A 12,886-nucleotide genomic window follows, 5' to 3' on the forward strand; every position below is an offset into this window, starting at 1 on the left:
TTGCGTATCAACTGGTTTGTCTAAAAAAATTCATTGCTGTATTATTTATACTGCTTAAATGTATAATCTTTTTTTAATAATTTCTTTCAAAATCATAGAACTTATTTCCTTGAAATGTAAGATTTCCTTTGTCTCCTTCAACTAACATTCCATACTTATAACTATCTACTTTCATTTCTAAGCGATCACCTTTATCAAATTGAAAAGTAGCATAATAATGGGTGAAACCTCTGTTATTGTCTCCTGTTCTTCTTGTCATATGTGTTCTTTTAGCTACTACTGTAGCATTAACAGTCAATTTCGGCTGAGACCTATTATAACTAGCTTCCTTCAATGACTTGACAACAGTAATAATTATGATTACAAATACAATAATAAAGAAAATTGGAAAGATCGTATTAAAAAAACTAAAACCACCAAATCCCATCTAAATCTTCCTTTCATAAAAAATTATTTATAGTATCATTAACTCTATACCCTTAAATAGATTACATTATAAAAATCACATAAAAAATATACTAATACACCAAAACTCAATATATAAGAACCCACTTTTGTGATGCTATAATAATAATCTGAAGGCTCTGCATCTTTTACCATCATTGCATAATTACAATTGAAATAAAATAATATTTCTGGATGGAAATTGTTGAGCATACATATAAACAATAGAATATATCCAAATATGTATCTAAAAACGTAATTTGATGAATCTATTAGTTTACTGCTATATGCCAAATTATTATTCTCACTTAGTATAATATTATTGAAACTATTAATGCGTATCATCGTAAGTACTAATAATATTGTTACAAGTATACAAATCAATGCAAAATAAGTGATTCTTAAATTTTTATATCTTTTATTTTTTTTATTTATCTTTCTAAAGAAATTATTTAATATATCATTATCCCTTTTAATTATCTTTGCATCTTTTAAGCTTTCATTGCAATTATAACAAACTACTGCATTAATATTATTGAGTTCCCCACAGTGTCCACATTGTTTCTTTTCTTCAAGTATAATTGTTTTATTTTTCTTAGTTTTACTTATCTGATATGCATAGTCTGTAGACGTTTTACTAATAAATACTCCACAATATTTACAGTTACGACTTTTAATATCAATCCATTCACCACAGTTAGGACATTTTCGTTTATTTTTATAAGCATTTTTCTCATTCATCACTTAATATCCCTTCTATTGTTGCTTGTTATTAAAACATTATTCCACAATCATATTCTAAGACTATTTGATTATCTATCCTCGTTAACTTTATTGTAAAATAAAGTAGTCACTTTTTTATTATCTAATCGTTCTAAAAGTTCTTCTTTTCTGAATTTATATTCAAACCCACACTTTTCAATAACTCTTTTTGATCTATCATTAAAATCAAAATGTCCACACCATATAATATCTAATTTCATATCTACTAAGCAATAGTCGATTACTTGTTTTACCGCTTCTGGAACATATCCATTACCCCAATATTTTGGACTAAGAACATATCCTATCTCCCTTTGATTCGGTTCTTTTAATTTATCATCAGGATAACGTTTATGTATTCCTATACTTCCTATAACTTTGTTTTCTGATTTAAGTTCAATTGCATATACATCATCATCATTTATGAATTTTTCTATTATCTTAATACTTTCATCTTCATTTTTATGAGGTTTCCAACCAGCATTTGGACCTACTAACTCACTTTGTGCATACTCAAACAAATCTTTGCTATCAGATAATTTCCAGTTTCTTAGAATCAATCTTTTCGTTTCTAATGTTTTCAATGCTTATTCCTCCTGTTCTTAATCAATTCTTCCATGGACGTTTTTTGTTAAGCCATCCCTGTTCTCTCCAATATTCTACATCAACAGGATTTGAACCTATATGCTTTTGAAGCATACTACTAATTAAGAACCATTTTCTAACTCTGAAACAAGGTTTTACTTTACCATTGTTCCTAATTACTTTATCTGCTATTTTCTTGGTTTTCTTACTTACTTTCTCTTTAATTCTAGGAGATACATTTTTCCAATTGCACTCAAAAACAGCACATCCCATTTTATATGTTTTTGCTACTCCCCAGAAATCTAAACTATCTTTCATTTCTTTTAGACTTTTTCTATAAACAGGTCCACTAGCAGTAGCTATTACCAACCCCTGTTTACGAAACATATCTCTTTCGGGACGATGTACCATCCACATATTAGCAAAATGGTCTAGAAATACTTTCATTTGACCTGTAACATGGTATGAATATACAGGTGAAGTCAGAATAATTAAATCTGCGGCAAGTAATTTTTTACGTATTGATATTGTATAATCACTGTGAGTACAATTACCTTTCTTTTCACTAAAACATCTTAAACATGATATACAAAATTCCGGTAAATCTCTTGGTAGAAAAATCTCAGTTACCTTAGCATTATTAATCTGGTTTATTACCTGTTGCGCAATATTGTAAGTACATCCTTTTCTTTCAGTTCCATAAACTACTGTTATATTCACATTGATAATCTCCCATCACTAATATGTATATCTACTAATCAAATTCCTTTCATATGGTACCGCACTATACACTGAAATCAGAAAACTAGATTATAATGGTTTTAATTATTATAATATGTCGTCTGTTGATATTAATGATATTCTTATTTTATTATTATACCATTTGATTAAATAAAAATGAATATCATCAATATAGTAAACCAATAATAACATATCTCATATTTGATAAAATTCAGTATAAACTGTTAATTATTTATTTCTTTTGGTATAAAATACCTCAATATTATTATTCCATAACTTTTCTGGTCATTTTTGCAAGTAGTTTACCACTCGTAAAAAATAGTCATCATAAACAATAAATTTTTTACCCAATGGAACATATCCTTTTTTGGTTAATGACAAAATCCTATCTTTTGCTTGTGGAATTGCTTTTGTCAATATAACATTAACATCAAATAAATTATAAAAATTATCATTTACAATTTCTAATATGGCATCAATAATTTTCTGATTTTCATGTTTGCTGTCTAAATCAATACGTAGGACACCATAATGATTAAATTCATCTTCTGCTGTTCTATGAAACATTTCTATAGTACCAATAATTTCATTAGTACTGTTTAAAATTATAGTCCATCTTACAAAATATCGATTTTCATAGGAAAATTTCCAAAATCCTATTGCCTTTTTCATCTTTTCCAATGTATTATAATAAAAATCATCTCCATGGCAATTATCAGAATTAAATAATGGAACTGCCTTTTCATCCGAATAACATCTCAATAAGTCTTTTGAATCTTCCATAATTGTTTGTCTAAAAGTAATATATTCGTTTTTATATACTGGACATATTTTATAAACATCTTCCATCATACTACCTCCTATCCGCTTCAAAATTACTTTAGCCCTAACTACATTGATCTATCTCTATCCCAACTAATACTAAAAGTACCATCAGTCACATATAGATACCATTCTCCATCTTCATTTTTCCTAAAAATATTTCTTCTAGAAAAATCTGAAACATAAGAATTAACTTCATCGTTACTATCTTCTTCAACAACTAATTCTACTATATCAAAATACGAATACTCTTCTTTATATTTTTCCTCTCTTAAATATGCTTTTTTCACATATATCCCTTCGTCAAATATAGTAGGAATATATGGTATAAAACTATCAGCCTTAAAATCAATGTAGCCATTATTGTCTTTAGCTATTTCATGATTTTCATCTGTTTCAACAATAGTTTCTAGAATATCGTATTTCATCATGTCAGACATATAAGTAAAATCATATATCTTGTATAGTTCTTCTTTTGAAGATATAAGTATATCTGGTTTAGTTTCATAATTTGAATTAGTCATTTCATTCACTGGTTTCCAAGCTCTCTTCATTAGTTTTTCTGCTTCTGATATATCAAAATCAGTTTTGATAGTTTCTATTGGTTTAATACTATTATCACAACCAATTAATATCGTCATCAGTATAACAAAAGCAATCAATATTTTTCTCATACTCTCCCCCATATCTATTTCCAATTAATGAGTAATCTTATTTACATTTACAAAACAATTAAGATAAAATTCTTCATCTTCAGATGGCTTTCTGTTTAATGTATCAGAAAATCTTTTAGTCACTTGTTCAATACACGAATCATCTTCAGCTATCTGTCCAGTTATCTTTAGTTGAGTCCATAGCTCATTTATCTTATCTCTGTTAGATATCTCTTCATGAGAAATAATAAAATAATCCGCCTCATATTTCTGTATTTTATCAATCATCGGAAATAATTTTTCTTTTGTATAGCCATACTCACCTTGGTACATTCCACCATATATACAATCACCCAAAAATATTACTCTTTCTTCTGGGACATAAACTATAGATGCATCATCAGTATGATCGCCACCAACTGCTTCAATAATACAAGTGACATCTCCTAAATCTATCTCAATACAGTCTTTATATGTAATATCTAAATCACCTATTTGGAAATTATCTCTATCTGTAATTTCCTTCTTGATACAATTTACGGTAAACTCAGAAAATTTTTCATCATTAATATATTCCTCTAAAGCTTCATCATCCCATTTCAACTTTTTACTTTCCTCTAATGTATCTTTTGTATTACAGTTAGCAATGGTCACTAAACCCATTTCTCTTATTCCAAAAACATGATCCCAATGATTATGTGTAATTACTAAATATTTTAATGGTGGGATATCCATTGATTCTATTTCTGATAAAAATTCTTTTGCGTGTCTAGGAGAATTACCAGAGTCAACTACTAAACTATATTTACTTCCGCATATGAGTCCTAGAGAAGGCCTATCAGTTTCCTCACTATGTGGCATATAATAAACTCTATCTGTTAATTTATTAAGCATGTAATCTCTTCCCTTCAATTATATTTTTTTATCAACCAACCTCTTAATTAATATTTATGACATATACCATATTATCAGTCCATACCTCATTTTCATAAATAAAACCTTTTCTTGTACATTCATACTGCATACCTGCTAGCTCAGCTGTCTTTTGGGATGCTATGTTATCTAAATTGATATATGCTTCCAACCTGTGATAACCAAGCTCGTTGAACGCAATATCAATTGCTGCTTCAACCATTTCTGCTCCATAACCATTACCCCAGTATTGATTTAATAACCAATAACCAATTTCTGCCCATTGAAAATTCTTACGTAAAATTGTTTTTATGATTACTCCACCAATATAACTACCATCATCTTTTTTAAATACTCTAAACAAATAATATTTATCATCTCTAGCATTCTGTTTTATTGATCTAACTTTATTGATAAAAAACTCTTTAGAATAATTGTTTTTAAAATTTATCTCTTCTTCATCAAATTTATTCTGCTGTTTATTCTGACCTTTCAAGGAATTCTTAATTGTATTGTAATCCTCTTCTCTTCCCGAACGAATTATAACATTATCCATTTGTCTAGTAATAGTTGTAAAATCTATCATTTTTATCTTTTCTCCCATCAAAAATATTGTTATTCTGTACCATTTTAATCTTCTATATGGGCAATTTAATCAACTAAACTTTTACATATTGTTTAAGACGAACAAGACGATATTTGTAATACAACACCGATAATACATATAATTACACCCCCAAACTTGGTTAATGTTAGATATAATTCACTTGGTTCTGTATTTTTATACATCCATCCCCTATTTAGAAAGAAAGTAACTTCAGGATTAACAATTGAAATAATACCTATAATTATTAATATAAATCCAAAAAATAATTGTGATCCGTTAATATCTACACTACCTTTTTTTAGAAAAGCTTTAAATTCACCTATTTCAGGATATTCGGATACTTTACCCAGATCCCCACATACCACTTCTCCATCTTCATTATTGGTGTGTTTTATTTTTACTCTATTTGGGTATGTAACTGTATAATTGTCTTGCTCTCCTTCAATTAGGTAATTTTTATGACCAAATCTTATATTCAAACCACTTTCAGTTTCATTTATAATAATGTTGTAAGTTTCACCGTAACTTATAGCTCCATCTCTCATATTATATACTTTTTCCTCATTTTCTACAGATTCTAAGTAAAACCTGTGTCCATGAAAGTCTATTGTATCTGGGACATTATGAGAACATGATGTTAACAATAACATAATTCCTAATATTATTATAACTTTCTTCAATATTGCCATCTCTCCTTTATTGATTACTACATCCTTTAATTTAACTCTGCTTATTATATATAAATTATATTAATACTAATTTATCTTTATTTCCTTATTGAAATTAGTAAGTAATCTATATAACAATTCAGGTTCTTCCATTTTAAGAAGATCTATACTGATATCATTATCAATATATTGAACCGATAATTTTATAACCCATCGATTTGATTTACTATATGGTGTATGAAATCTTAAATATCTAATTTTTTTTACATTGAATTCATATGCTTTTTTGCCATCACAATAATAGATTTCTCCTTTTCTATATTGAAGAATTATGTTTGGGTATATTTTAGTATATTGCTTATATGTACCTATGCATAGCATAATAATTATTGCTAATGAAAATGTACTCATAACAATGCAAATAACAATAACATTTCTATCTTTACTACTAATCAATCCTATTAAGCCTACAAACATAAAAGCCATAAGCATTATCATCAACAAGATGATATCAGTGAATAATTTCTTATAATATTTCTTATTAATCTTGAAAGTATGTTCAGAATTATAATCTACACCCTCAATTATTTCTTCGTTCTTTCCAACTTTCATAGTACTCATTTTTTTATACTTACGTTTAAGTTTACCATATCTCATGTGAATCCTCCATTAGTCGTATGAAATCATAATATCATGTATACTGAGATTTTATCTATAAGATATTACCATTTACTATTAATCATTTTACTGTAACAACAATTTTATTACAAGTATGATTTTTTCAAAAATGGTACCTAAAAAGATATTAAATGATATGTTTTGAATATTCATCATGGTCATTCATTCTTTCACTCACAAAATATATGGATATTGTATACATGATTAATACTAGTATTATCATATATCACTATAATAAGATAACTAAATACTAATATGCTTAGATAATAGTTCATAGTATCCATCACTGGATTTGAAGAATTCACCTTCTTGTATCATTTGTTTTAATTCATCAACTGTAACCCATTTAACATCGCTTACTTCTTCTTTTTGTAATTTTTTATTATCTATATTTTTATCATACTGTACAATATAAATATCAATAATGGTATTTTCTTTAATATATCTCATAGGTTTGTTTATAATATCAATATCTATTCCCAGTTCTTCTTTTGCTTCTCGATAAGCAGCATCAATACTATCTTCACCTTGTATTGCGCCACCTCCTGTCACTGCCCATAATCCTGGTGCAAAATTTACCTGTTCAGATCTTTTCTGGATCAATATTTCTCCTTCACTATTTATTAACCACATATGAGCAAATAATCGGTATTCTCCTTCTTTCAGTTTTTCTCCTCTTACTATAGATTTCCCTGTTCGATTGCAATGCTTGTCATATATATCGCATCTTTCCATATAATCTTCCTCCAAACTATACACATATTATTTATTATTCTATTACATTATGTTTTTTTAGGTAATTCATAGCGGTTTTTATCATTTCTCTATGATCTCTATGCCAATTTTTGATGATTTCATAATCATAATATCCTAGTTCAAGACTTTCATGGGATTTTTTTAATACTCCATCAACAACTTCGCAATAATAAAGTATATGATATGATGAAACTGGATAACCATAATCTCCTGGTCTTTGTGTAAATATATGTATCAAATCTTTAACAATAATATTTAATCCTGTTTCTTCTTTAAATTCTCTTATTAAAGACTCTTGTGGACTCTCACCAACCTCGGACCATCCACCTATTACTCCCCATTTTTTGTCAATAGCTCTTAACTCCAGCAAAACATTATGGTCTTCATCTAAAACAATCCCGTTTACTCCTACTTTTGGTGTTATACTGCCTAATTCTCTATCAAATAATTTTCTTAGATATTCTTCATTGTAATCATATACCTTAGTATATTCTCTAGTAACTATGTCCATCAATTTATTATAACGTTCCAATTCGTAATCATCTTTTGAATAATTAAGACCTGTCTGTGCAATAGCTCTTATTTCATCTAATACTCTTATTAAATTACTATCCATTTGTATCTCCTTCTTGTCAGATAATACAGTTATACTATTCTATTTGATAAAATTATCGAGAATATCTAGAATAGTATCATTTTCTACATCTATAGTATAAGCAACATAATATAAGATACCATTTTGATAAGTAAATATTTCATTAGCACGTGTAACCCCCATATATAGATTATTATCTTTATCTTCCTTATCATAAATATAATAGTAATAATTTAATCCTTTATTTGATAATTCCACTTGAACTACCTTCTCACCATTTATCTTATATATATTAACCTTGTTACCAAATATATCTTTATTTTTATCATATAAATCCATATTAAAACCTTTAATTTCGTAAGCTGAGAATATAATAAAATCCCATCCATCATTGACAATATATTGCTGTTGAATATGTTGTAATATATCCCCTGACTCATCCTCAACTTCACCTACAAATAATAAATTCTTATCATAATCGAAAATATCTTTTCCTTTTAGTGGTCGGAAGTTAGCTTTATTCAATAAATCACTTCCCACCTTACTTTCCTCAACACTCGTGACAGGTTCATAAATTGTAAATTTATTATTATCACTACCATAAAGAACAAATTGTGAAATTTGATGTGGATCTGCAAAAGTAGTACCTACATAAGTCCCATCATTATCTTTATGGCAAAATACAAATACGTTAATCAAAAACAAACTTACTAGAATTGAACATACAATCATTCTTCTTCTCATTTTATCACCTAACTATCCCTTATAATTTCTATAATTACTAATTTACTTCCATATCATAATCTACTAGTTATTCTCATCTATATAGCATTCCATAAGAAAATAAATATCAATATACATCCCCATGCATTTTTAGTTTTTTCCGAAACAACTAACATTCCATAAATAATAAAAAATATAAATAAATTCTCTAGATTTATCGTAAACAATCCATGTATAAGTAAACTAAAAATCCCACACAGAAGTGGTCCTAGACTAAGAAATAAATTAGGATAAGACCATCTTTCATTAATTTTTTTACATATAACAACATAATTGAATGGTTCAAAGAATCCCCACACTATACCTATTATACAGAATCCAACAACATTTCCAGGTAATCCTAATTCTATCCATTCTCTAGTATGCAGAACATATTTAAAAGGTAGATATCCTGACATTTCTCCATTGATTGTCTTTAATAATATATATGGTAGAATAGGAATTATTGATAACAATATAGCTCTAAACATATTATTTATTTTAATACCATAACCATGAAAATTTTCTTTTCTAAAAATAATAACAATACATATACCCAATCCAGCAATACCAAATTGCAATGCACTAGCCATTATAGTTCTAATTAACAAATTGTAATCAGTATTTTTCAAGTAAGCTGTTATATTACCTTGGAAAAAAATATATAATAAAAAAACTACTCCTGTAATACTAAGAATGATACTAATATCCGTATCTAATCTTTTTTTCTTCATAGATAATATTTTATTTTTCACAGGATACACTCCTTCTCTATGATATTAAGAAAACATACATGCAATACTTCAATATAATATAATTGTTTAATTAATTAAAAATTATTATATTTATTATTATTATTCTACAGATAAAAATATATCATCAATTGTTAATTGACTATCATCATTCTCTTGCTCACTCCTTGACTTAATCTATTTCTGTTCCACCCCACTCTATTACAGTAAATCCATGTCTTTCAAATGGTTCTAATATCTGTTGGTCAATACACTTATATTCATTTAGTGCTTTAAAAACCATATGAATCCTTTGTATGGAATCTGGTTTGGGATTTATTGTTAAACTTGCTATTTCCCCATACTCTTCTTTTGCGAAATATATTAAATTATATTTATTCTGTTCCATTTTAGGCAACCAAAACACAATAAACTCATTATATTCTTTTGGCTTCAATCCCATATAAGATAATTTCTCTTGTAAAAATTCTGCTGTCTTATATCCTTCTACAACAAAACCTTTATTTAATCTACAATCTAAGTCGCACATACCTTCCCAATAAAGATATGAATATTCTTTTCCATCTTCATAATTTATTAATTTTCCATTTGGTTCAGCATGAACTTTCCAAGAATCATTATATTTAGGGTATGTACATGTTAAATTACCTTTGTAATTAATCTTTACTATTATATCTGATTCTTTTTCTGGATATAAATAAATAACTGGTTTTAGATTTTCATCTCCCGTATCCTCATCTTCATCTTCTATATTATTACTTAATAGTATTATTGATAATACTATTACTAGCACTAGTAATCCTATACTTATATATATATATTTCTTCACTAAATCTGGTCCTCCACTCCCCAATAACTTAATCATATTAATTCTAATCGTAATACACATTAGTTATAACGTTCCAACCTTTATATCAATTTATTAAAAATGTCTGATAATACATTATTTAAGTGATTAATCTTATATTTAGTATCATCAGACATTTATTGTAGCCATAATTTTCATAACCTCTATTTAGGAACATTCTTCCAATCATTTAAAAATCTTTCAATTCCTATATCTGTAAGAGGATGTTTTGTCATTTGTATCAATACCTTATAAGGTATTGTCGCAATATCTGCACCTGCCAAAGCAGCTTGTGATGCATGTAATGGACTTCTAATACTAGCAGCAATTATTTCTGTATTAATATTATGGATAGAGAATATCTCTGCAATTTCTTCTACCAAATCCATTCCAACTGTGTCTATATCATCTAATCTTCCTATAAATGGACTAACATAAGTAGCACCTGCCCTTGCAGCAAGCAATGCCTGTGTTGCTGAGAATATCAATGTAACATTAGTCTTAATTCCTTCAGCTGTTAAAATTTTAACTGCTTTCAACCCTTCTATAGTCATAGGAATCTTGATAACAATATTTTTGTGTATGGTAACAAGCTCTCTTGCTTCTTCTATCATCCCTTTTGATTCAAGGCTTATAACTTCAGCACTAATAGGACCATCCACAATATTAGTTATCTCAGTAACAACTTCTTTGAAATCTCGCCCTTCTTTTGCTATTAGAGAAGGATTAGTAGTAACTCCACATATTACACCCATTTCTTCAGCTTCTTTAATATCATTTACATTAGCTGTATCAATAAATATTTTCATTTTTCCTATCTCCCTTCTTTTAAACTACATATTAATATTATCAGAATAGCATTCAATTATAAAGCTTTTTATAAAATATATTTTTTCTAATTTTATAACTTTACGCCATTAAAATAATATAAATAAATCAAGAGAGTGTAGTTATAGACTAACCATCATATCTATCAAGTAATTCCTGTAACTTAACTGCTTGATGTCCCTCTTCTTCAGCAAATTTTGCAAAACAATTACTTATTTCTTCATCCTCTATATTTTTTGAGTGGGATTCATAATCTCTAACTTTTTCTTGTGTATCAAGTATCGCTTTTTTCAAACAATCTTTTGGTGATAACTCCATATTATACCTCCTTAAAATTTAATCATACTTATTTTAACCTTTTTTGAATGTAATATACTAATTACATCTTCAATATTACATATGAACTCAAATAAGCTTTGATTATTTCCCAGGAAAACAATTAATTAAAAATGCCCAAGGTATAGATCATTATCTATATTCTTGGGCATTTCATTATACTATTAATTTTAATTACTAAACAATCTTTTTGAGAAGCCAAGCCATATTGTCTCCGAGATTTTTCATGTTTTCTATACCTTCAGTATCGTTAATAACATCACCTTCTGCTCTACCTAAGCCAAGATTCCAATAATTCGCTCCTACTACAATAGCTTCTGAAATAGTAAATAAATTATTTACTGAATTAAATGCTGCTATAGCTCCATCTCTCCTTTGAGATACTACTGCTGCACAGACTTTTCTCTTCAACAGACGTTCTGGTCGTGTCACATAACCTACTCTATCAATGAATGCCTTCATCTGAGCAGTTAACCCTCCAAAATAAACTGGTGTTCCCAATATGATTCCATCTGCTTCAACTATTTTATCAATGCAATCATTTACGATATCATCATTGAATATACATTTATTTTTACCGCTAATTCTGCATTTTCCACAACCTATACATCCATGTATGCTTCTGTTACCTATTTGAACAAGTTCTGTTTCGATTCCTTGCTCATTTAATTGATTCAATGCTGTTTTTAGTAAAGTGTATGTATTACCTTCTTTTCTTGGACTTCCATTAAATGCTATAACTTTCATATTTACCTCCATCGACTTATATTTATTAATTTATTATCTCACTGCTATTTAATTTTAACTAGTATAGATTAATAAATTAAATGTTCATTATTAATATTATTGCTTATATCATCAAATTATTAATATCACTTATTATTCTATATAATATATTATGAAAAATCAATGTACTAATATATGAATTTCTATTTTTTAATGTAAAAAGTTAAAAAATAACCAGTTACTATAGATAACTGGCTTTTTCCTATACTATACATCATTATTCTTAACTGATTGTTTTTTCTTATTAGGATTATGATTCATATTTTCTTTGGTTATAGGGGTTTGGTAGTTACATTTTTCTAGTCTTGAGATTTTATTATCTGGTTGACTATCTTTTGGCATTAAATCCACT

General features: G+C 27.7%; 19 protein-coding genes. All 19 read right to left on the reverse strand.

Annotation, left to right across the window (positions count from 1 at the left end; all coding sequences use genetic code 11):
• Positions 1-73: 73 nt before the first annotated feature.
• On the reverse strand, positions 74-427 hold the full coding sequence (locus QMG30_RS15860; RefSeq protein ID WP_281817054.1) for a DUF2500 domain-containing protein: 354 nt from the start codon (positions 425-427) through the stop codon (positions 74-76).
• A 44-nt stretch (positions 428-471) separates the two neighbouring features.
• Complete coding sequence (locus tag QMG30_RS15865) at positions 472-1,185, reverse strand: DUF6199 family natural product biosynthesis protein (protein ID WP_281817056.1); 714 nt, start codon at positions 1,183-1,185, stop codon at positions 472-474.
• Positions 1,186-1,256: 71 nt separating this feature from the next.
• Positions 1,257-1,790: a GNAT family N-acetyltransferase gene (locus QMG30_RS15870; RefSeq protein WP_281817057.1), complete on the reverse strand. Its 534-nt coding sequence runs from the start codon at positions 1,788-1,790 to the stop codon at positions 1,257-1,259.
• Positions 1,791-1,812: 22 nt separating this feature from the next.
• A complete protein-coding gene (locus QMG30_RS15875) occupies positions 1,813-2,511 on the reverse strand; it encodes a flavodoxin family protein (protein ID WP_281817060.1) in 699 nt (232 codons plus the stop codon).
• A 306-nt stretch (positions 2,512-2,817) separates the two neighbouring features.
• On the reverse strand, positions 2,818-3,381 hold the full coding sequence (locus tag QMG30_RS15880; protein ID WP_281817061.1) for a GNAT family N-acetyltransferase: 564 nt from the start codon (positions 3,379-3,381) through the stop codon (positions 2,818-2,820).
• Between the two features lie 41 nt (positions 3,382-3,422).
• Entirely contained in the window at positions 3,423-4,028 is a 606-nt protein-coding gene (locus QMG30_RS15885) for a hypothetical protein (protein WP_281817063.1), read from the reverse strand.
• Between the two features lie 24 nt (positions 4,029-4,052).
• A complete protein-coding gene (locus tag QMG30_RS15890) occupies positions 4,053-4,901 on the reverse strand; it encodes an MBL fold metallo-hydrolase (protein WP_281817065.1) in 849 nt (282 codons plus the stop codon).
• A 43-nt stretch (positions 4,902-4,944) separates the two neighbouring features.
• Entirely contained in the window at positions 4,945-5,505 is a 561-nt protein-coding gene (locus tag QMG30_RS15895) for a GNAT family N-acetyltransferase (protein ID WP_281817067.1), read from the reverse strand.
• A gap of 92 nt (positions 5,506-5,597) precedes the next feature.
• On the reverse strand, positions 5,598-6,206 hold the full coding sequence (locus QMG30_RS15900) for a DUF6199 family natural product biosynthesis protein (RefSeq protein ID WP_281817069.1): 609 nt from the start codon (positions 6,204-6,206) through the stop codon (positions 5,598-5,600).
• Positions 6,207-6,281: 75 nt separating this feature from the next.
• Positions 6,282-6,851 carry a hypothetical protein gene (locus QMG30_RS15905; RefSeq protein ID WP_281817070.1) on the reverse strand — a complete coding sequence of 190 codons (570 nt, stop codon included), beginning with the start codon at positions 6,849-6,851 and terminating at the stop codon, positions 6,282-6,284.
• Positions 6,852-7,115: 264 nt separating this feature from the next.
• Positions 7,116-7,607, reverse strand: coding sequence for an NUDIX hydrolase (locus QMG30_RS15910; protein WP_281817071.1), 492 nt, complete (start codon positions 7,605-7,607; stop codon positions 7,116-7,118).
• A gap of 34 nt (positions 7,608-7,641) precedes the next feature.
• Positions 7,642-8,244 (reverse strand): NUDIX hydrolase N-terminal domain-containing protein, encoded by a 603-nt coding sequence (locus QMG30_RS15915; protein ID WP_281817072.1) that lies wholly within the window; start codon positions 8,242-8,244, stop codon positions 7,642-7,644.
• A 39-nt stretch (positions 8,245-8,283) separates the two neighbouring features.
• The gene (locus QMG30_RS15920) at positions 8,284-8,967 is read right to left on the reverse strand and encodes a hypothetical protein (protein ID WP_281817073.1); all 684 of its coding nucleotides are present in this window, start codon (positions 8,965-8,967) and stop codon (positions 8,284-8,286) included.
• Positions 8,968-9,044: 77 nt separating this feature from the next.
• Positions 9,045-9,740 (reverse strand): hypothetical protein, encoded by a 696-nt coding sequence (locus QMG30_RS15925; RefSeq protein WP_281817076.1) that lies wholly within the window; start codon positions 9,738-9,740, stop codon positions 9,045-9,047.
• A gap of 169 nt (positions 9,741-9,909) precedes the next feature.
• A complete protein-coding gene (locus QMG30_RS15930) occupies positions 9,910-10,566 on the reverse strand; it encodes a hypothetical protein (protein ID WP_281817079.1) in 657 nt (218 codons plus the stop codon).
• A gap of 182 nt (positions 10,567-10,748) precedes the next feature.
• A complete protein-coding gene (gene fsa / locus QMG30_RS15935; protein WP_281817081.1) occupies positions 10,749-11,393 on the reverse strand; it encodes a fructose-6-phosphate aldolase in 645 nt (214 codons plus the stop codon).
• 148 nt (positions 11,394-11,541) lie between these two features.
• Positions 11,542-11,730, reverse strand: a complete 189-nt coding sequence (locus QMG30_RS15940) for a hypothetical protein (protein ID WP_281817083.1) — start codon at positions 11,728-11,730, stop codon at positions 11,542-11,544.
• A gap of 195 nt (positions 11,731-11,925) precedes the next feature.
• Positions 11,926-12,495 (reverse strand): flavodoxin family protein, encoded by a 570-nt coding sequence (locus QMG30_RS15945; protein ID WP_281817084.1) that lies wholly within the window; start codon positions 12,493-12,495, stop codon positions 11,926-11,928.
• Positions 12,496-12,741: 246 nt separating this feature from the next.
• On the reverse strand, positions 12,742-12,876 hold the full coding sequence (locus QMG30_RS15950; RefSeq protein ID WP_281817085.1) for a hypothetical protein: 135 nt from the start codon (positions 12,874-12,876) through the stop codon (positions 12,742-12,744).
• Positions 12,877-12,886 lie beyond the last annotated feature (10 nt).

The organism is Vallitalea longa (assembly GCF_027923465.1).
Classification (GTDB): domain Bacteria; phylum Bacillota; class Clostridia; order Lachnospirales; family Vallitaleaceae; genus Vallitalea; species Vallitalea longa.